Source organism: Kinneretia sp. DJ1R-11, from assembly GCF_025717595.1.
In the GTDB taxonomy this organism is placed as follows: Bacteria; Pseudomonadota; Gammaproteobacteria; order Burkholderiales; family Burkholderiaceae_C; genus Paucibacter_A.
This window is the reverse complement of the sequence record NZ_JAJIRR010000013.1, coordinates 70,268-90,499: the sequence shown is the minus strand read 5'-3', so window position 1 is coordinate 90,499 and position 20,232 is coordinate 70,268. Positions and strand designations below refer to the sequence as shown.

Here is a 20,232-nt window from a genome sequence, read left to right as displayed (position 1 = left end):
GCGCGTCCGCGGCTGGGGAGAACCATGCCCCTGCCTACAATGCCGCCATGGCTTTTGTTCATCTGCGCACCCACACCGAATTTTCCGTCGTCGACGGCACCCTCAGAACCGATGACGCGGCCGCTGCGGCCGCCAAAGATGGGCAAATCGCCCTGGCCATCACCGACCTGGCCAATATGTTTGGCGGCATCAAGTTCTACAACGCCTGCCGCAAGAAAGGCGTCAAGCCGGTGCTGGGCGCCGACTGCTGGCTGGAGCCCGAGGGCTCGGACAAGAACCCGACCCGTCTGCTGCTGCTGGTGCAGAACACCCAGGGCTATCTGAATATCTGTGAGCTGCTGTCGCGCGCCTGGATTCAGAACGTGCAGCGCAACCAGGCCTGCCTCAAATGGGAGTGGTTGCAGGAACTGAATGAAGGCTTGATCTGCCTCTCGGGCGCGCAGTTTGGCGGCTTGGGCCAGGCCCTGCTCAGCGGCGACAAGGTGCGCGCGCGTGATTGGGCGCAACGCTTTGCCGCGATTTTCCCGAATCGGTTTTACATCGAGCTGCAGCGCGCCGGTCTGGCCGGCCAGGAAGCCCTGGTCCAGGCCAGCGTGCCCTTCGCGGCCGAGCTGGGTCTGCCGGTGGTGGCCACCCACCCGATCCAGTTTCTGGGCGAAGACGACTTCGATGCCCACGAGGCCCGTGTCTGCGTGGCCGAGGGCGAAACCCTGACCAACCCCAAGCGCATCAAGCGCTTCCTGCCGGGCCAGTATTTCCGCCCGCAGGCCGATATGGAGGCGCTGTTCGCCGACGTCCCATCCGCAATCGCTAACACGGTGGAAATTGCCCGCCGTTGCTCCATCAGCCTGGTGCTGGGCAAGCCGCAGCTGCCGAACTTCCCGACCCCGCTGCTCGACGATGGCACGCCGATGCCGATGGAGCAGTACTTCCGCCAGCTGTCCTTCGAGGGCCTGGAGGACCGGCTCAAGCTGCTCTACCCCGACGAAGCCAAGCGTGACGCCGAGCGGCCACGTTATGTGGAACGCCTGGAATTCGAGCTGGGCACCATCATCAAGATGGGCTTCCCGGGCTACTTCCTGATCGTGGGCGACTTCATCAAGTGGGCCAAAACCCATGGCTGCCCGGTGGGCCCGGGCCGGGGCTCGGGCGCCGGCTCCCTGGTGGCCTATGTGCTGTTGATCACCGACCTGGATCCGCTGCAGTACAACCTGCTGTTCGAGCGCTTCCTGAATCCGGAGCGGGTGTCCATGCCCGACTTCGACATCGACTTCTGCCAGGGCAACCGCGACCGGGTCATCGACTACGTCAAGGACAAATACGGCCGCCCGGCCGTCAGCCAGATCGCCACCTTCGGCACCATGGCCGCCAAGGCGGCCTTGCGCGACATCGGCCGGGTGCTGGGCATGGGCTATGGCCAGGTGGACTCCATCGCCAAGCTGATCCCGGCGCCGCCGGGCAAGACCGTGACTCTGGCCAAGCTGCCGGAGAACTTTGACCCCGACAAGGAGAAGATGATCTACGCCCGGCACGAGGCGCCGGAGCTGAACGAGCGCGAGGCCCAGGAAGAAGAAGTGGCCGAGCTCCTCAAGCTGGCCGCGCGCGTGGAAGGCATGGTGCGCAATATCGGCATGCATGCCGGGGGTGTGCTGATCGCGCCGGGCAAGATCACCGACTTCTGCCCGCAGTACCAGCAGCCGGGCTCCAACTCGGCCGTCAGCCAGTACGACAAGGACGACGTCGAAGCCATCGGCCTGGTGAAGTTCGACTTCTTGGGCCTGGCCACGTTGACGATTCTGGAACTGGCCAAGGACTTCATCCTGGCCCGCTATCCGGACCACCAGAACTTCGCCTTCGAGACCATACCGCTCGACGACCGGCGCACCTACAAACTCTTCTCCGACGGCTTGACGGAGAGCGTGTTCCAGTTTGAATCGACCGGCATGCAGCGCATGTTGAAGGACGCGAAACCCTCGCGCCTGGAAGACCTGATCGCCCTGAACGCGCTCTACCGACCCGGTCCCATGGACCTGATCCCGACCTTTGTGGCGCGCAAGCATGGCAAGGAAGTGGTCGAGTACCCGCACCCGCTGACCGAGCCGGTGCTGGCCGAGACCTACGGCATCATGGTCTACCAGGAGCAGGTGATGCAGACCGCCCAGGTGCTGGGCGGCTACAGCCTCGGCGGCGCCGACATGTTGCGCCGGGCCATGGGCAAGAAGAAGGCCGAGGAGATGGCCGAGCACCGCGCCATCTTCCGCAAGGGCGCGGCCGTCAATGGCCTCGACGAAAAACAGGCCGACGAGGTGTTCGACCTGATGGAGAAGTTCGCGGGCTACGGCTTCAATAAGTCGCACGCCGCCGCTTACTCCCTGCTGGCCTATCACACGGGTTGGCTCAAGGTGCATTTCACGGCCGAATTCTTCGCCGCGAACATGACGATTGAAATGGACGACACCGACAAGCTCAAGGTCTTGTTGAATGACGCCAAGCTCTTCGGCATCGACTTCGAGCCGCCTAACGTCAACCTCGGTGTGCACCGTTTCGAGCCCATCATGCCGGGTGACGGTGTGTTCCCGAACTGGGTGGCGCCGGCCACGCCGGGCGGCCGACCCAAGCGCATCAACTACGGCTTGGGCGCCATCAAGGGCACGGGCAAGGGCGCGATCGATTCCATTGTCGCGGTGCGCGAGAAGGGCGGCCCTTTCAAGAGCTTCTATGACTTCTGCTGCCGCATCGACCGCAAGGCCTGCAACAAACGGGTGGTTGAAGCGCTGATCAAGGCCGGCGCCTTCGACAGCCTGGAGCCCGACCGCGCCCGCCTGCTGGCCAGCGTGGCACGTGGCTACACCCATGCTGAAACCCAGGAGGCCAATGCCGATCAGGGCGGCCTGTTCGACTTTGGCGACACCCATGGCTCGTCCACGGCCGAGCCCGATCTGGTGGATGTGCCCGGCTGGAGCATCAAGGAGCGGCTGACGCTGGAGAAGACGGCCATCGGCTACTACCTCAGCGGCCATCTGTTTGACCAAAGTGGCGACGAAGTGCGGCGCATGGTCAAGCGCCGTATCGCCAATGTCGAGGACGCGGCGATGAACCGGGAAGTGGTCATGCTGGCCGGCATCGTCAGCGATCTGCGCGTGATTAACGGCAACCGTGGCCGTGTCGCCATCTTCAAGCTCGATGACAAGAGTGATGTCATCGAAGCCGTGGCCAATGAGGAGCTGCTCAATCTCCACAAGGAACTGCTGGTGGACGACGAGTTGCTGATCCTGCAGGGCAAGGTCCAGCTGGACCGCTTTGCCGGCGGCTACCGTTTCAATGTGCAGGCGGTCTGGGATTTGGCCGGGGCACGTTCGCGTTTCGGCCGATATTTCTATGTGCCTGTGGGCAGCACCTTGCCGGCGCTGCAGGAGGTGGTCAAGCTCTGGCCGGCGCGGCAGCTGCAGACCGATCAGGGCATGGTGCCCCAGGGCTTGCGTATGCAGACTCATCATTTCTTGCAGGGCGAACACGAAGGTGCCGAGTTCCGCCTGGAACTGGGCGAGGACAGTCGTTTCTGGCCCTGCGATGAGGCGCTGGCGCGATTGAGCCAGATCGGTAGCGGCAAGGTCGGCGCCAAGCCCTTGCCGCAGGCCCAGATCATCTACGACGCAGGCTGAGCTTTGTCTATGGCGGCCGCGCTGCAAGCGGCTGTTTTTGCCGCGCTCTTCCTGCTTTGCCTGGCCAGGAATTCGGCGATGATGTGACGCAAATCACACCATGAGCGAGCCTATCCTGCCCTCCTCACGCATCGGCCTGATCCTCACGGGTGGCGGCGCCCGCGCCGCCTACCAAGTCGGGGTGCTGGCCGCCATTGCGCAGCTGCGGCGCGATGCCGGCCTGGGCGGCAACCAGGTGCCCACGCCTTTTCCCATCGTTGCCGGCACCTCGGCCGGTGCGATCAATGCGGCCACGCTGGCCTGCAATGCCGACGATTTCGACGCGGCGGTCGATGGCCTGGTGCATCTCTGGCAGAACCTCCATGTGGACCAGGTTTATGCGGCCGATGCCTTTGGCGTGATCCGCACCGGCGCCCGCTGGATGACCATGATGAGCCTGGGCTGGGCGGTGGCGCGCTGGCGCCGCACCCGGCCCAACAGCCTGCTCGACAACTCGCCCTTGGGCCGCTTGCTGCGCCGCTGGGTACGCATGGAGCGCCTCGACCAGATGCTGGCCGCGGGCCATATGCAGGCCCTGGCGATCAGCGGCTCCAGTTACACCTCAGGGCAGCACGTCACCTTTTATCAGACCCACCTGCCTTTCGAGCCCTGGTTGCGCTCCCAGCGCATTGCCGTCAAGGCCCAGCTGAGCATCGAGCACCTGATGGCCTCCTCGGCCATTCCTTTCATCTTCCCCGCCCAGCAGCTGGACCTTGACGGCCAGCTGGAATGGTTCGGTGATGGCTCCATGCGCCAAAGTGCGCCGATTTCACCGGCCGTACACCTGGGGGCCGAACGGGTGCTGGTGATTGGCGCCGGCCGCATGCATGAGCCGCCCGGGCGCCGCCAGACCCTGGTCAGCGGCCATCCAAGCATGGCGCAGATTGCCGGCCATGCGCTGTCGAACATCTTCCTGGATGCACTGGCGGTCGATGTCGAGCGCCTGCAGCGCATCAACAATACCTTGTCGCTGCTGTCGCCCGATGTGCGCCAGGCCACGCCGCTGCGGCCCATCGATGTTCTGGTGATCGCGCCCAGTCGGCGTTTGGACGAGCTGGCCGCCGAGCACCAGGGCAGCCTGCCGCCTGCCATCAAGGGCTTGTTGCGCAGCGTCGGTGTGGCCGGCGAAGGCAAGGGCGCGAGCGGTTCGGCCCTGACCAGCTACTTGCTGTTCGAACCGTCCTTCACCGGCGAGCTGATCAATCTGGGCATGAGCGACACGCTGGCGCGGCGCGTCGAGGTGCAGAAGTTTTTCGGCTGGTCGACACAGGCGCCTGCTTTTGATCCGGCCGCGATGCGCCGGCGTCAGGCGGGCTTTGCGCAGCAGGATGTCGTCCAGCCGGTCACCTGAATCGCCTAGAGTTCACTTGAATTTTCCCCACCGCCGGCGCCATGGCTCGGTCAAGCCAGCGGTAGCTCCAGCTCGGCACACAAACCGCCTTCGGCCCGGTTGTACAGGCGCAGCCGTCCGCCTTGGCGTTCGACCAGGTCACGCGCAATGTAAAGCCCAAGGCCGGTGCCGCCGGTGTGGCGGTTGCGCGAGGATTCCAATCGGTAGAAGGGCTGAAATACCTTTTCCAGCTCGGCCTCCGGAATGCCCGGCCCCCGGTCTTCAATGAGTACCTGCACCCAGCCCGGCTGCCCGACCTGCACACGGATCGCAGCGCAGCCGCCATAGCGCAGGGCATTGCCCAGCAGATTGCCGAACACCCGGCGCAGCGCGCTGGTCTGGGCGCGCACCCGGGTCGGTGGGCCGCTGCAGCTCAAGACTTGACCTTGTTCGATCAGATCGTCACTGAGCGCGGTCAGCAGGGCGCTCAAGTCCTGGGTCTGGAACGGTTCGCTGGAAGCCAGGCCATCGCCTTGGAACAGTTCCAGCACCGAGTCGATCATCGCGCTCATCTCGACGATGTCGGCTACAGCTGCTTGGCGAGGCGCTTCCTCCAGGCTCAAGGTCTCCAGGCGCATGCGCAAGCGGGTCAGCGGCGTGCGCAGATCGTGTGAGATGGCAGCCACTAGCAGACCACGCTCGCTGAACTGCTGGCGCATCTGCCGCGCCATTTGATTGAAGAGCTGCGCAGCCTCGCGAACCTCAAAGGTGCCGTTGTGCTCGTCCAGTTGGGGCAGAGGCGCGCGGCCCTTGACCGCCGCGCTCAGGCCGGCCGAAGCCTGCATCAGCCGCCGCATAGGCTGAGCCAGCCATCGCGAACCGAACCAAGCGGCCAGGGCCATGATCAGCAGGCGAACGCCGTAGTCCAAAGCTGTCTGGGCGGCGCTCAAGCCTGGCGGGCGCGGGACGTCAGGTCCTGGGCCCTGAGCAGCGCCGGGTGCTTGACCGGCCTGTTCCAGCATGTGCAAGCCGCGCGTTGGCGGCAGGGAAGGGAAGGTGGGCAGGCCACCGCGTTCGTCGGGGTCAAGGCCGCCGCGCTCATGCTGTGGCGATGGGCGGAATCCGGGGGCGCCTTCCTGCTGCAGGCTTGGCCGAGCCGTCAGCGGGTCAGAGAAGTGCAGCCAGCGCACGGTGGCAAAGGCCAGCATATGGCTGAGCACCAGGCTCAGCCAGAGCAAGAGGAATAGTCGTTTGGCCAAGCTGTCCTTGAACAGCGCTACCGACCCGCGCGCGATCCAGTTCATGGCGCAGCGTCCTTCAGTGCCTGAGGTTTGGCATCGAAGAGATAGCCCTCGCCGCGCAGGGTGCGGATCAGGCGTGGTTCGCGTGAAGAGTCGCCGAGCTTCTGACGCAGGCGAGAGATGCTCAGGTCCACGCTGCGGTCGTTGACATCCACTCCGGGCGCTCGGGTCAGCTCGATCAGCTGCTCTCGACTGAGCACGCGGCCGGGCCGCTCGACCAAGGCGCTGAGCATGCGGAATTCGGCCTGGGATAGCGCCATCACCACTTGCTCCGGTGAGATCAGCTGACGCAGCATGCGATCGAAGTGCCAGCCTTCAAACTGCAGCAGACGAGCCGAACCGAGGCTGGGTCCGCTGGCATCCTCGGGCGTGCCTGCCTTCTTGATGCGCCGGATCAGGGCGTGGATGCGCGCCACCAACTCGCGCGGTTCGAAGGGCTTGCCCAGGTAATCGTCGGCGCCCATCTCCAGGCCCAGCACGCGGTTGATCGGGTCGCCATGAGCGGTCAGCATGATGACCGGCGGTCCACCGCGCTGCTGCAGCCATTGGCACAGGCTGAGGCCACCTTCGCCGGGCAGCATCAGATCGAGGATGACCACATCAAATCGCTGGCTGGCGATCATGCGTCGCATCTCCACGCCGTCGGCGGCGGTTTGGGCGTGGATGTCGAAGCGCTGCAAATAGCTTTGCAGGCTGAGGCGAATCTCTTGGTCGTCGTCGACCACCAGGCAGTCCATCCGCGGCTCCTTGAGTTTCACAGCAGCTGGCGAGCCTACCTCAGCCGGAGTCCTCATGCGCCCACGCCGACGTTCAAGGTCGCGGCCAGGCCCTGGCTGACGCTGCCGCTGACGCTGGCCAGCTGGGTGCTGACACCGTCGCTGAAGACGTTGTCGGTGGCAAAGCTGATGCGGGCGAAGTTGCTGCTGCTGGCGTTGTAGCCGGTGGCGCCGCTGTAGACCTGCTGGCAGATCGCCTCTGGGAAAGCGATCTGCGAGGTGTGGAGTTTGTTGGCATAGCCGCTGGCCAGGGCCTGGCTGCGGTAGACCTCGAAATGCATATGCGGCATGCGGCCGTCGTAGCAGCCCGGGAAGATGGTGTCGAACACCAGCAGGCCATCGCTACCAGTGCTTTGGACGCCGCGCAAATAGTTCTGGTCCGTGACGCCGCTGGAATACATGGAGTAGCGGCCCTCGCGATCGCAGTGCCAGAGATAGACGGCATAACCCGACAGGTCGGCGCAGCTGCTGCTGTTGCTGTTTCGCAGGCGCAGCGTCAGCGTCAGCGGCACACCGCCGGCCAGGCCACTGGCGCCGGCGATGCTGCTGCGGATGTCACGCCGCACGATGCCGCTCAAGGCAAGGGCGTTGGCCAGGCCACCGTTCGTGCCGTTGGCGCTGTTGGAGCCATCTCCGGGGTAGGGTCCGGCGGTTTCCTCGGGGATCAAAGGGCAGGCGCTGTTGCTTGTGCTGCCTCCGGTACCGGTGCTGCTGGTTGAACCGCTGCTGTCGGAGCCGCCGCCGCAAGCCACCAAGCCCAGGCTGGAGGCCGAGCCGGCCATGGCTGCGAACCAAGCCAGGGCTTGGCGGCGCTGCAGGCGGCTGCTCTCGATGCGAGCCAGGTCCTCCCGCAAGCCCAGATCATGCGGTGCCTCATGCGAATGCACTGCGTGGTGCATGGATTTGAGGAGATAAGGTGGGACGATGGACTTCATGGCGACGACTCCTGGTGCAAGACGAGATGGAAGATGCGGGATACCTCCCGAACTCGTTCCGGGGCAGCTGCGCTGCCTTGTCTGCATTGGAGTGCCGGCGTTTGTCGGCCGTTCAGTCTGTTTGTGTCGGGCTGGACACAGTCGGCCCTGGCGCTGACTCCGCAGCCCAGGCCTTGCCGGCCACGCGCAGGCCTTGTGCGGACAGCTGCTGTGCCAGAGTCGGGCCAACGCCGCGTACCCGCCGGCGCAGCTGGGCCCAATCGCTGAATCTGCCCTGCTGGCGCGCCAGCAAAAGGCGTTCGACCAGGGCCGGCCCGAGGCCGCGCAGGGATTCCAGCTGGGCTCGGCTGGCGGTGTTGATCTCCAGCGTTGTCGTCTCCGCTGTGGTGGCAACTGAGGTTGCCATAGCCAGCGCCGGCAGGGCCAGAAGAAGAACTCGGCGTCTCGTCATGGGCTGGCCTGTGGCAAGCTCAAGGCTCATTCGCCGTTCTGTGCCCGCACCATGGCGGCGTAAGCACCGTCGCGGGCCAGCAGCTGGGCATGGCTGCCCGATTCGCTGACCCGGCCTCCGCTCATGACATGGATCTGGTCGGCGCTGCGGATGGTGGACAAGCGGTGGGCGATGACGATCAGGGTCTTGCGGCCCTGCCACATCTCCAGCGCCTGCTGCACGGCACGTTCGCTCTCGGTATCCAAGGCCGAGGTGGCCTCGTCAAAGACCCAGATCGGCGCGTCGCGGTAAAGCGCGCGGGCAATCGCCAGACGCTGCCGTTGGCCGCCCGAGAGCTTGCTGCCATTGGCACCGACCGGGGTCTCCAGGCCTTGCGGCAGTTGCTGGACAAAATCCCAGAGGTGGGCGGCCCGCAAGGCCTGTTCCAGACGGGCCTCGTCTCGGGGCTGAGCGTAGGCGATGTTCTCGGCCACCGAGGCATCAAAGAGCACGATGTCCTGAGAGACCACCGCAAACTGGCGGCGCAAATTGGCGCGTTTGAGTTCGCTGATGTCCACACCGTCCAGCAAGACCTGACCCTGATCGGGCGTTCCGAAACCCAGCAGCAAGTGGATGATGGAGCTTTTGCCCGCGCCGGACGAGCCAACCAAGGCCGTGGTCTGGCCGGGTGCGAAATCGAGGTTCAAGCCATCCAGCGCCGGGCGCTCGCTGCCGGGATACTGCAGGCGCACGTCGCGCAGCTGCAGCTCGCCGCGGCATTGCTGCAGCTCGCGCTGGCCGCGGTCGGGTTCGGCCGGCATGTCGAGCAGCTCCAGGCAGCCGCGAGCGACCACCAGGGCATTGGTGATGGGTTGGGCCAGATCGCTGAGATGGCGCAGGCGCGAGGTCAGCAGCAGCAGGGCGGTGACGAAGGCGGCGAACTCGCCCACCCCGGTTTGCGCCTGGCGCGCCTGCAGCAGGGCCACGCAGATGATCAAGGACAGGCCGACGCTGGCGATCAGCTGCGACAGTGGCTGGCTCAGGGCGCCGGCCGCGACCGCTTTCAGGCTGCTGCGCTGCAGTTCGCTCGCACGTTCGGCAAAGCTGCGCCGCTCATGGCCCACGGCATCAAAGCTGCGCACCACGCGCCAGGCGCGGGTGATGTCGTCGACCTTGTTGACCAGCTGCAGCTGCGCCTCATAGCTGCGACTGGACATGGCGCGCACCCGCTTGTTGACGGCCTTGACCACCAGGGCCATCAGCGGTGTGACCACCATGGCCAGCAAGGTGAGCTGCCAGTTCATGACCAGCAGCATGACCAACATGGCCAGGGCCGGCAGACCGTCGCGCAGCACGGTGATCAGGGTGCCGCCGAGCAGAGAGAGGATTTGCTGCGGGTCATTGACCACCTTGGTCACCGCCGTGCCCGGCTGCAGGCTCGTGAAGACGCGCGCGTCGGCCTTGAGCAAGGCTTCCAGCAGGGCGGCGCGGAAGTCCATGACGCTGCGGCTCAGCGTCCAGTGGAACAGGTACTGGCCCAGGAAACCGAACAGGCCGCGCACGGCAAACAGGCCGATCAGCGCGACCGGCACCCACCAGACGCTGAAGGCGTTCTTGGCGAAGCCGTCGCCAAAGACGGTCTTGATCAGCTGCGGAATCAGCGGCTCGGTGGCTGCGGCGCCGATATAGGCCAGGATGGTCAACGCAAGACCGCCGCGGTGAGGCTTGACGAACTGGAGCAGGCGCCGGGCAATCGGAGTGGAGTCGGGTCCTGAATCAGGTGCAGGTGCGGGGGCTGTCATGGAGCGGGATTGTCGCCGCTGTTCCTATACTGCTGACCATGACAGACCGCCCCCGTTCCGCATCCACCACAGCCCGATCCGAGCAGCGCATTCTTCACTTTGTGACTGGGGGCTTTTCGGGCGCCACTCAGGTGGCGGTAGACCTGGCTTGGGCGGGCGCACAGCAGCAGGGCATGCAGACCTTGTTGGTGCTGCGGCGCAAACGCACGACCGATGCGGCGCGGGTGCAGGCCTTGCGTGCGCGTGGCTTGCAGGTCGAAGTGCTGCCCGGTTGGTCGCATCTGGCCACGCTATGGGCGTTGTGGCGTCAGTGCCGGGCTTGGCGACCCGATGTGCTGGTGGCCCATGGCTTCCCCGAGCATTTTCTTGGGCGTCAGGCCGGCGTATGGGCCGGTGTGGCCCGGCTGGTCCAAGTCGAGCACAACAGTCGGGAGCGCTACGGCGTTTGGTCTTTGTGGCGCGCCCGGCGCCTGGAGGCGCGAACGGCGCGCGTCATTGCGGTTTCAGAGGGTGTGCGTGAGAGTTTGATCGCCCGTGGGTTCAGTGCTGGCTTGATTCAGGCGGTTCCCAATGGGATCGATCTGGATCGTTTCCCTGCGGAGCAGGTGCTGCCCTTGGAGTCGCGAGTCCCTGGCATCGTCATGTCGGCACGCTTCTCGCGCCAGAAAGACCATCTGAGCTTGATTCGCGCCTTGGCCGAGCTCAAGGGTCGCGGCCTGCGCCCGCCTTTGTTTTTTGCAGGCGCAGGGAAGGACTCCTACCGGCGCGAGGCAGAGGCGGAAGTTGTCCGCTTGGGCTTGCAGGGTCAGGTGCAGTTTCTGGGCCACCATGCGGCGATGCCACAGCTGCTGATGAGCCATGCGATTTGCGTGCTGGCCACCCACTACGAGGGCATGCCTCTGGCCTTGGTCGAGGGCATGGCGGCGGGCTGCGCCTGTGTTGCCTCGGCGGTGCCGGGCGTGCAAGGCGTGATTGATTCGGGGCGCAACGGCTTGCTGGTACCGGAGGGCGATGTTTCAGCCCTCGCCGATGCCCTGCAGCGCCTGCTGGTTGAGCCCGAGTTTGCGCAAGCCTTGGGCAGTGCTGCACGACTTCGGGCAGTTCAGGAGCATGGTTTGCCGCTCATGCGCGCGCGGTACGAAGAGATTTTTCGTAGCCTCTGAAGGCCTAGGGAAGCTCTGCATCAATCAGCCCGGCCCCTGCTAGCGCGGCCTCGGGCGGTTTGCGGCGTTGCGCTTTTCGCCAATAGCTACGGCTATTGGCTTCAAACCGCGCCTTGCAGCCCATCCCGATCCGCACTACATGGTCTCGCTCCGATTTATGCAGAGCTTCCCTAGGGCTGGCTCAGGCTGCGGCGCCACCAGTAGCGAAAACGCAAGGCGCGCAGGCACCAGCCGCGTGCCAGGTAGGCTGACATCAGTTCCTGCGGGCTCAGCGGTGAGCATTGCTGGAATGCGCGCAGGTAGTCGGGCAGACGCTCGGGTTCAGCATGCTTGGCAGCAAAGCGACCGGCGCAGATGAATGCCTTGGCGACATAAAAGGCGGCGGTGAACTGCGTGTCTGCCGAGTACACGGCTTTTTGAGCGCGCAGGCGCTGACCCAAGCCTTGTAGTGCCAGCAGCATGTCATCGACCTTCTTGAAGTTCATGCTGGCCAGGATGCTGCCGCTGCGCTGGCGGTAGCCCAGCCAGACCTCGGGAACGTAGTAGAAACTCTTTGCGCGCATGGCCAACTCGGGCGTGGTGGCCATATCCTCGAAGAAATGGCCCGCTGGAAAACGCAGGTCGTCGCCCCAGAGATGACGCCGAGCAATCTTGCTCCAGCTGTGCAGATGGCCGAGCGCGAAAATCCCGTTCAGCAGCGCGTTCTTGTCTTCGCTCAGTTGCTCAGCCGGACCGGCAAAGGTACGCCGATGCAGCTCGCCGCGCAGCTTGTGCTTCAGCTTCATGGGTTCGCGCACGGTGCGGAAATCGCAAAGCACCAAGTCCGGCTCGTGCGCGCCGACGATGCGGCGCAAGCTGTCGATCGCACCCGGCATCAGCAGGTCATCGGAATCGACGAACCAGATGTAGCGGCCACTTGCCGCCTGCAGCAAGCTGTTGCGCGCCGCACTGAGGCCGCCATTGCGTTCGTGCTTGAGCAATTGCAATCGGCCCGGTGCAGCGGCCTGAAGTGCCTGCATCAGGGCCGGGGATTCATCGGTCGAGACATCGTCGAGGAGCAAGACTTCGACGCCCTGCGTGTCTTGACTCAGGATCGATTCCACGCAGGCCTTCAGGTAGGGCGCGACGTTGTAGACGGGGATGAGGATGCTGAGCCAAGGCGAATTCGTCGTGGTCATGGGCGTAGAGCTTCGCTTGGAGCTGGCTTGGGGCCAGGGTGTGGGTAGGTCGTCTGCTAGCGGCGGCTCATTCGCACCAATGGTCCGCGATCCAGGGCGCTGGCCGGGCATGCCGCCAGTTGCCATTGGTGCGGCCTTCCAGCGCATCGGGCGGGTTCATCACGCCATGGAAGATCAGGATGCGCGCATGCTTGGGAATGAAGGGCTCGCGCCAGTAGCTGCTCGGCCAAGCCGGAATGCAGTGGTACTTGTAGCTGGCGCACCAGCTGGCGTCCCAGTAGCTGACCTTGCCCTGCTTGTGCAGCACGGCGGTCAGATACGCCTGCTCATTGCGGAAATCGGCCTTGGCTTGCGCCTGGTTCTCGCGGAACTGTTGCAGCACATCGGCATGCGCGCCCAGCTCGAAACGGTAGACCGAGGAATTGCCGGTGATGCGCCAGGGGCGCTTCCAGTCGTGAATGATCAGGAACTCGCCAGGCACTTCGAAGAAGGGAGTGATGTCGTCGACGATCACCACATCGAGGTCCAGGAACAGGGCCGTGCCCTTGAGCCCGTGCAGATCGGCTTCAAAGGTGGTTAGCTTCTTCCAGCCGCGCTCGGGCTCGCCGTTAGGCAGGGTCAGCTCGGGGATGGGCAGACACTGCACTTCGGCACGGATGCCCTCGCTGCGGTCCGTCAGGCAGACGAAGTTGAACTCGCCCTTGAGGTGGCGCCGCACCATGGCATAGAGCCGGTTGACGTATTCGGGGCCGTACTTGGTGCCCCATTTCATGCACAGGATGTGGCGCATTCGAGTCTGGTTTCCTTGTGCGTGTGGGTTGATTGCGGCCGTCACAGCTCTTCCACGTGGCGTGGCGGATAGGTGTCCCAGTTGAGGCAGCCCGGGCATTGCCAGAAGTAGTGCTGGGCTTCAAAGCCGCAGGCGGCGCAGCGGTAGCGCTGCAAGGGGCGGGCGGCGCGCTCCAGCGCGGTATTGACGAGCTGGGCTTCGTCCTCGCTGAGCTGGCTGTGTGACTGCTGCAGCAGGCCGCGCGCGGCCGAGAGATTGCCTTGCTCGCGCAGGTGGTCCTGAAGGCGCTGGCGCTGGGCTGGGCCTTCGGGCTCCAGCTTGGCAATCGCTGCCAGCAAATGCATTCCCGGCGAGCGTTGGTACTGAGCGCTCAGCGTGGACAGGGCGCGTGCGCGCGCCTCGGGAAGGCCAGATGCCAGGGCCACATCGGCGTAGTCGCGCGCCACAAGATTGAAGGCCTCGGGGTTGAGTGTCAGCAGCTCGGCATAGGCGGCCATCGCGGCGTCTTGCTGGCCGGCGCGGGCCAGCATCTGGCCACGCAAGACATGGGCGCGCGCCGATTGTGGCGACTGCTGGCGTGCTTCGTCGAGCAGACGGCTGGCTTCAATCAGGTCTTGCTTGGCCTGTGCGGCCAGGGCCAACTCGCACAGATAGTGAGCGATGCGGGCCGAGAAGGACGCCGTGCCGCTGCGCTCCAATTCGCGGGCCACCTCGACCGCGCGGCGCCAGTCGCGCGAACGCTCGAACAGCGACAGCAAGGCCAGCTGCGCCTCGTTCTCGTAAGGCGTGCCGCGCAGCTCAAGGTAGGCGGCTTCGGCGCGGTCGAACAGGCCAGCTTTGAAGAAATCTTGTGCCAGGGCCGATTGGGCGCGCTCGCGTTCGGAGCGGGGCAGGTCGCCGCGCTGTAGCAGGTGCTGGTGCACACGCACTGCGCGCTCGTACTCGCCGCGGCGACGGAACAGATTGCCCAGCGCGAAATGCAGTTCGGTGGTGTCGGGGTCATTCTGGACCGCCTCGATGAAGGCGTCGATGGCCTTGTCCTGCTGCTCGTTCAGCAAGAGGTTCAGGCCTTTGAAGTAGGCCTTGGGGGCGTCGCGTTGCTCGCGTTTCCATTGGCGGGTGTCGAGCTTGGAAGCCATCCAGCCCATGGCGAAGGCGATCGGCAGGACCAGGAGCAGCCAGCGAAATTCAAATTCCATCGTGCAGGGCAGGGCCGTTCAAGGGGTCGTTGGGGGCGGTGCCGGGTGCTGGGTTGCCGTCGTCCGTGGGGGCGATGCGCTTGGCCACGCGGCGGTGCTTCCACCAGGCCGGCACCATGGCCAGCACGCCCACCGCGCAGCCGAGTCCAAAGGCCAGCAGCACGATGATGACCAGGGGGGCACGCCATTCGTGGCCGAAGAACCAGCGCACCACACCTTCCTGGCTGTTGTTCAGCGCGAAGGCGAAAAGCGTGAAGAAGAGGAAGGCCCGCAGGAGCCAGACAAGGATTCGCATGGAGCCGCGATTCTACGGTGTCGCCGAGGGGCAAACGCCGCAGAAGCGCAGGCTGTGTGGCGCCGCGCTCAGTTCAGCGGCCAGCCGCCGCGTAGTCGGCTTCGGCCGTGCTGTTGGCATCGACGGCCTCGCGCAAGGCCTTGCCGGGCTTGAAGTGCGGCACCAGCTTCTCGGGGATCAGCACCTGTTCGCCGCTGCGTGGGTTGCGACCCATGCGCGGCGGGCGGCGGTTGACCTGGAAGCTGCCGAAGCCGCGGATCTCGATGCGGTGGCCGCGCGCCAGGGCGTCGGACATGGCGTCCAGGATGGTCTTGACGGCGAACTCGGTGTCGCGCTGTGTCAGCTGGCCAAAGCGGTCGGCCAGCAGTGCAACGAGGTCGGATCGGGTCATGGGATGCTTGGTCCAGTGGGCTCAGGGGTTCTCATAAAAAAGGCCCGCGCTCCTTGCGGAGGCGGGCCATTGGCGTTCAGCGCACAGCCCCTCAAAGGGGCTGAGTTCTGAATTTAGCCTTGGTTGTCCAGCTTGGCGCGCAGCAGGGCGCCCAGGCTGGTCGTGCCGGCGTTTTCACGCTCAGACGTGGCCGACAGGCGCTGCATGGCTTCCTGGTTGTCGGCGTTGTCCTTGGCCTTGACCGACAGCTGGATGTTGCGGGTCTTGCGATCCACATTGACGATCAGAGCGGAGACTTCGTCGCCTTCCTTCAGCACATTGCGTGCGTCTTCGACGCGGTCGCGGCTGATTTCGGAAGCGCGCAGATAGCCCAGCACTTCGTCGGCCAGTTCGATCTCGGCGCCACGGGCGTCCACAGTCTTGACCTTGCCGGTCACGATCATGCCGCGGTCATTGACCGTGGTGTAGGTCGTGAACGGGTCGCTGTCCAGCTGCTTGATGCCCAGGGAGATGCGCTCGCGCTCGACGTCCACGGCCAGCACCAGGGCTTCGACTTCCTGGCCCTTCTTGAAGTTGCGCACAGCAGCTTCGCCGGTTTCGTTCCACGACAGGTCGGACAGGTGCACCAGACCGTCGATGCCTTGGGCCAGGCCCACGAACACGCCGAAATCGGTGATCGACTTGACCGGACCCTTGACGCGGTCGCCGCGCTTGACGGTTTCAGCGAAATCTTCCCAAGGATTGGCCTTGCACTGCTTCATGCCCAGGGAGATGCGACGCTTGTCTTCGTCGATTTCCAGGACCATGACTTCGACTTCGTCACCCAGGGTGACCAGCTTCGACGGAGCAATGTTCTTGTTGGTCCAGTCCATTTCGGACACGTGCACCAGACCTTCGATGCCCGGCTCGATTTCAACGAACGCGCCGTAGTCAGCGATGTTGGTGATCTTGCCGAACAGGCGGGTGCTGGTCGGGTAGCGGCGAGCAACGCCGAACCACGGATCGTCGCCCAGCTGCTTCAGACCCAGCGAAACGCGGTTCTTCTCAGCATCGAACTTCAGGATCTTGGCGGTCAGTTCCTGACCGACGGTGACCACTTCGCTCGGGTGACGGACACGGCGCCATGCCATGTCGGTGATGTGCAGCAGGCCGTCGATACCGCCCAGGTCCACGAAGGCACCGTATTCGGTGATGTTCTTGACCACGCCCTGAACGATGGCGCCTTCGGCCAAAGTTTCCAGCAGCTTGGCGCGCTCTTCGCCCATCGAAGCTTCGACCACAGCACGGCGCGACAACACGACGTTGTTGCGCTTGCGGTCCAGCTTGATGACCTTGAACTCCATGGTCTTGCCTTCGTACGGGCTCATGTCCTTGACCGGACGTGTGTCCAGCAGCGAACCCGGCAGGAAGGCGCGGATGCCGTTGACCAGAACGGTCAGGCCGCCCTTGACCTTGCCCGACACGGTACCGGTCACGAAGTCGCCCGACTCCAGTGCGGTTTCCAGCGACAGCCACGAGGCCAGACGCTTGGCCTTGTCGCGCGACAGGATGGTGTCGCCGTAGCCGTTTTCGATGGCGTCGATCGCCACGGAAACGAAGTCGCCGATTTGAACTTCCAGCTCGCCCTGGTCGTTCTTGAATTCTTCGATTGGCACGTAGGCTTCGGACTTCAGGCCTGCGTTCACAACCACAAAGCTGTGCTCAACGCGCACGACTTCGGCCGAGATGACTTCACCGGCGCGCAGGTCGGAGCGCTGCAGCGACTCCTCGAACATGGCGGCAAAAGAGTCGGGAGCGAAGGCTGCGGTTTGGGTTTGGGACATGGTGTTTCCTGTGCCGGCGGGTCAAGGCGTTTGACCGGCGGACGATGGGTGCTGGGCCTTGCGGCTTCGCGGGTTAGGTTGTGGACAAGACCGGTCTCGATGAACTGACGTTCGGAAGGGAAGACCGGCCCGGCTTGGAATTGAGTCGTTTGCAGATCAACGCTGGTCTGAAAACTGCCCCGCTTGGGCCCACCAATCCAGCACCAGATCCTTTGATTGCTCAATGGACAGGGCCGAGTTGTCGAGCTCGCGCGCATCTGCGGCAGCACTCAGAGGCGATGCCTTGCGGGATTTGTCCTGCAAGTCACGCGCCTCCAAATCTTGACGCAAGCCCGCGATACTAGCCGAAATTCCCTTGGAAATCAATTGCTTGTAGCGCCGCTCGGCCCGTGTGGCGGCGCTGGCGGTCAGGAAAACCTTGAGCGGCGCGTCGGGGAAGATGGCCGTGCCCATGTCGCGGCCATCGGCCACCAGGCCGGGCAGGCGTCGGTAGTCCAGCTGCAGCTGATGCAGGGCGTGGCGCACTTCGGAGTGCGCCGCCACCTTGGAGGCGAGCAGGCCGGTGGTTTCCAGGCGCAGGGCTTCGGTGATGTCGTCGTCGCCCAGCAGCACGCGGCCGCGGCTGAAGTGCAGGTCCAGGCGGGCGGCGATGGCGGCCACCGCCTGGCCGTCGTCCAGATCGGCGCCAGCGCGCTGGGCGGCCAGTCCGCTGGCGCGGTACAGCATGCCCGAGTCCAGCACCACATAGCCCAGGGCCTGCGCCACCTCATCGGCCAGCGTGCCCTTGCCGGAGGCGGTGGGGCCGTCGATGCAGATGACCGGGATGTCTTTGCTGCGTGCCTTGGCGACGCTGAACAGGGTTTCGAAATAGTCGGGGAAGGTTTTGGCCACACAGTGCGGCTCAAGAATGCGCACCGGCACCGAGGGTGTGGTCTTGCCGGCCACCAGGCCGTTGAAGGCGGCCAGCGAGAAGCACATGGCCACGCGGTGGTCGTCGTAGGTGTGGATGGCGGCGGCCTGCCAGCTCTGCAGCGGGTGCACGCGCAGCCAGTCCGGGCCTTCTTCGACCGTGGCGCCCAGCTTGCGCAGCTCGGTCGCCATGGCGGCAATGCGGTCGGTTTCCTTGACCCGCCAGCTGGCGATATTGCGCAGGGTGGTTGGCGAGTCGGCGTAGAGCGCCATCACGGCCAGGGTCATGGCCGCATCGGGGATGTGGTTGCAGTCGAGCTCGATGCCGCGCAGCGGCCAGCTGCCGCGGCGCACTTCCAGCCAGTTGGGGCCGGCTTCCACGCGCGCACCCATGGCTTGCGCCGCTTCGACAAAGCGCACATCGCCTTGCAGCGAAGCGCTGCCCACGCCTTCGATGCGCAGCGGCGCCTCGGTGGCGGCCAAAGCGCCGAGCGCCACAAAGTAGGAGGCCGAGGACGCATCGCCCTCGACATGCACCGCGCCGGGCGAGCGGTAGCGGCTGCCGGCGGGAATCGTGAAGCGCTGCCAACCTTCGCGCTCGACGGCGATGCCGAAGCGCTTGAGCAATTCCAGCGTGATGTGGATGTAGGGCTTGGAGATCAGCTCGCCCAGCACTTCGATGACGATGGGCTGCTGCTGTGCCACCAGGGGCAGGGCCAGCAGCAGGGCGGTCAGGAACTGGCTGGAGACATCGCCGCGCACCTGCACCGGGGCGCTGAAGTCCAGGGCCGAAGGCCCGCTCAGGCGCAGCGGCGGGTAGCCTTCCTGGCCCAGGCATTCGATCTGGCAGCCGCGCGCGCGCAGGGCATCGACCAGGTCGCCAATCGGGCGCTCATGCATGCGCGCCACGCCGCTCAATTCGAAGCTGCCGCCTTGCGTGGCGGCCAGCAGGGCCAGGGCAGCGGTCAGCGGCCGCATGGCCGTGCCGGCATTGCCGAGGAAGAGCTGGGCGGCGTCGACCTTCAACTGACCACCGATGCCGGTGACCTGCAGCACACCGTGGTCCGAGGTTTCCAGGCGGCAGCCCAGGGCCTTGAGCGAATCGAGCATGACGGCGGTGTCGTCGCTGTCCAGCAGGTCGTGGACTTCGGTCGTGCCCTCGGACAGGCCGGCCAGCAGCAGCACACGGTTGGAGATGCTCTTGGAGCCGGGCAGGCGAACGGTGCCCGCTGCGCTGCGCAGCGGCGGCAGGTCGAGGAAAGGGATCTTGTACATGGCGGACGGACGAGAAAAGCGGTGGGGCCGCCCGCGGTGCGGGCCAGCCGATTATTTGGGAGGGCGCGGCGCGGCCAATTGCCACTGGCTGCGGGCATCCGAAATCAGGCGGATACGGGCCTCCAGCGCGGCGGCGTCGTCATTCTTGAGCAGCGCTTCCAGCGCGTCGAGCGCCTGACGGAAGCGCTGCGATTGCACCAGCACCTCGGCCTTGTTGGCCATGAGGATGTCGCGCCAGACCGTGGGTTCGCTGGCGGCGATGCGGGTGAAATCCCGGAAGCCTGGGCCAGCCAGGCTGAGGTAGTCGCGGCCGGCCGGTTGGGCCGCCACCGACTGGAAGAAGGCGAATGCCAGCAGATGCGGCAGATGGCTGACGGCGGCAAAGGCCGCGTCGTGGTTCTGCGGGGTCATCTTGAGCACTTGTGCCCCCAAGGCCGACCAGACATCGGTGGCTTTTTGCACCAGGGCCGGTCGGGTTTGGGGCAGGGGGGTCAGGATGACCTGGCAGTCCTGGTACAGGTTGGCGTCCGCGTTTTGCACGCCGCCCGACTCCTTGCCGGTGATCGGGTGGGCCGGCACAAAGGAGTCAATGTGCTTGCCCAGGGCCTGCTGCGCGGCGCTGACCACATCGCATTTGGTCGAGCCCACGTCCATCAACAGGACTTTGGGGTTGATCAGGTGGCGGATGGCCTTGAGTGAGGTCTCGGTGGCCGAGACCGGCACAGCCAGCAGCACAATGTCGGCGCCCGACACGGCCAGCAGGGCCGACTCGGCCACCTGGTCGATCACGCCCAGACGCTTGGCCATTTCGGTGGTGGAGGGCGATTTGCTGTAGCCCACCACATGCTTGACCAGGCCAGCCTTCTTCATCGCCAGGGCAAACGAGCCGCCCATCAGGCCGCAGCCGATCACGCCAAGTTGGTTGAACATGGGT

The 20,232-nt window shown here is 65.1% G+C and carries 16 protein-coding genes; 3 read left to right on the top strand and 13 right to left on the bottom strand.

Annotated features, from left to right (window positions below):
* Positions 1–47: 47 nt before the first annotated feature.
* Both dnaE and LNV23_RS19260 read left to right on the top strand, forming a co-directional pair.
* Positions 48–3,662: a DNA polymerase III subunit alpha gene (gene dnaE, locus LNV23_RS19265; RefSeq protein WP_263564477.1), complete on the top strand. Its 3,615-nt coding sequence runs from the start codon at positions 48–50 to the stop codon at positions 3,660–3,662.
* A 100-nt stretch (positions 3,663–3,762) separates the two neighbouring features.
* Complete coding sequence (locus LNV23_RS19260; protein ID WP_263564476.1) at positions 3,763–5,052, top strand: patatin-like phospholipase family protein; 1,290 nt, start codon at positions 3,763–3,765, stop codon at positions 5,050–5,052.
* A 50-nt stretch (positions 5,053–5,102) separates the two neighbouring features.
* On the opposite strand, the gene LNV23_RS19255 is transcribed toward LNV23_RS19260, so the two are convergent.
* The 5 genes from LNV23_RS19255 to msbA all read right to left on the bottom strand — a co-directional run bounded on the left by LNV23_RS19255 (position 5,103) and on the right by msbA (position 10,275).
* Positions 5,103–6,335 carry an ATP-binding protein gene (locus tag LNV23_RS19255; protein WP_263564475.1) on the bottom strand — a complete coding sequence of 411 codons (1,233 nt, stop codon included), beginning with the start codon at positions 6,333–6,335 and terminating at the stop codon, positions 5,103–5,105.
* Positions 6,332–7,069 (bottom strand): response regulator, encoded by a 738-nt coding sequence (locus LNV23_RS19250; RefSeq protein ID WP_263564474.1) that lies wholly within the window; start codon positions 7,067–7,069, stop codon positions 6,332–6,334. The genes LNV23_RS19255 and LNV23_RS19250 overlap by 4 nt, the downstream gene beginning before the upstream one ends.
* Positions 7,070–7,122: 53 nt before the next feature.
* Complete coding sequence (locus LNV23_RS19245) at positions 7,123–8,043, bottom strand: peptidase associated/transthyretin-like domain-containing protein (RefSeq protein ID WP_263564473.1); 921 nt, start codon at positions 8,041–8,043, stop codon at positions 7,123–7,125.
* Positions 8,044–8,155: 112 nt separating this feature from the next.
* Entirely contained in the window at positions 8,156–8,449 is a 294-nt protein-coding gene (locus LNV23_RS19240; RefSeq protein WP_263564472.1) for a ComEA family DNA-binding protein, read from the bottom strand.
* Between the two features lie 71 nt (positions 8,450–8,520).
* Entirely contained in the window at positions 8,521–10,275 is a 1,755-nt protein-coding gene (msbA, locus tag LNV23_RS19235; protein WP_263564471.1) for a lipid A export permease/ATP-binding protein MsbA, read from the bottom strand.
* Positions 10,276–10,313: 38 nt separating this feature from the next.
* Here msbA and LNV23_RS19230 point away from each other — a divergent pair, with 38 nt between their 5' ends.
* The gene (locus tag LNV23_RS19230; protein ID WP_263564470.1) at positions 10,314–11,438 is read left to right on the top strand and encodes a glycosyltransferase family 4 protein; all 1,125 of its coding nucleotides are present in this window, start codon (positions 10,314–10,316) and stop codon (positions 11,436–11,438) included.
* A gap of 170 nt (positions 11,439–11,608) precedes the next feature.
* Here the strand turns inward: LNV23_RS19230 and LNV23_RS19225 are convergent, their stop codons facing one another.
* The 8 genes from LNV23_RS19225 to LNV23_RS19190 form a co-directional block, all read right to left on the bottom strand.
* Complete coding sequence (locus tag LNV23_RS19225) at positions 11,609–12,616, bottom strand: glycosyltransferase family 2 protein (RefSeq protein WP_263564469.1); 1,008 nt, start codon at positions 12,614–12,616, stop codon at positions 11,609–11,611.
* Positions 12,617–12,683: 67 nt separating this feature from the next.
* The gene (locus LNV23_RS19220; protein WP_263517422.1) at positions 12,684–13,406 is read right to left on the bottom strand and encodes a glycosyltransferase; all 723 of its coding nucleotides are present in this window, start codon (positions 13,404–13,406) and stop codon (positions 12,684–12,686) included.
* 41 nt (positions 13,407–13,447) lie between these two features.
* Positions 13,448–14,605, bottom strand: coding sequence for a lipopolysaccharide assembly protein LapB (gene lapB / locus LNV23_RS19215; RefSeq protein WP_263564468.1), 1,158 nt, complete (start codon positions 14,603–14,605; stop codon positions 13,448–13,450).
* Positions 14,595–14,900 carry a LapA family protein gene (locus LNV23_RS19210; RefSeq protein ID WP_263564467.1) on the bottom strand — a complete coding sequence of 102 codons (306 nt, stop codon included), beginning with the start codon at positions 14,898–14,900 and terminating at the stop codon, positions 14,595–14,597. Before LNV23_RS19210 ends, lapB begins: the two co-directional genes overlap by 11 nt.
* Positions 14,901–14,973: 73 nt before the next feature.
* Positions 14,974–15,291 carry an integration host factor subunit beta gene (locus LNV23_RS19205; RefSeq protein WP_263564466.1) on the bottom strand — a complete coding sequence of 106 codons (318 nt, stop codon included), beginning with the start codon at positions 15,289–15,291 and terminating at the stop codon, positions 14,974–14,976.
* 113 nt (positions 15,292–15,404) lie between these two features.
* Entirely contained in the window at positions 15,405–17,114 is a 1,710-nt protein-coding gene (gene rpsA, locus LNV23_RS19200) for a 30S ribosomal protein S1 (RefSeq protein ID WP_263517418.1), read from the bottom strand.
* A gap of 156 nt (positions 17,115–17,270) precedes the next feature.
* A complete protein-coding gene (locus LNV23_RS19195) occupies positions 17,271–19,298 on the bottom strand; it encodes a bifunctional 3-phosphoshikimate 1-carboxyvinyltransferase/cytidylate kinase (RefSeq protein ID WP_263564465.1) in 2,028 nt (675 codons plus the stop codon).
* A 51-nt stretch (positions 19,299–19,349) separates the two neighbouring features.
* On the bottom strand, positions 19,350–20,228 hold the full coding sequence (locus LNV23_RS19190; RefSeq protein WP_263564464.1) for a prephenate dehydrogenase: 879 nt from the start codon (positions 20,226–20,228) through the stop codon (positions 19,350–19,352).
* Positions 20,229–20,232 lie beyond the last annotated feature (4 nt).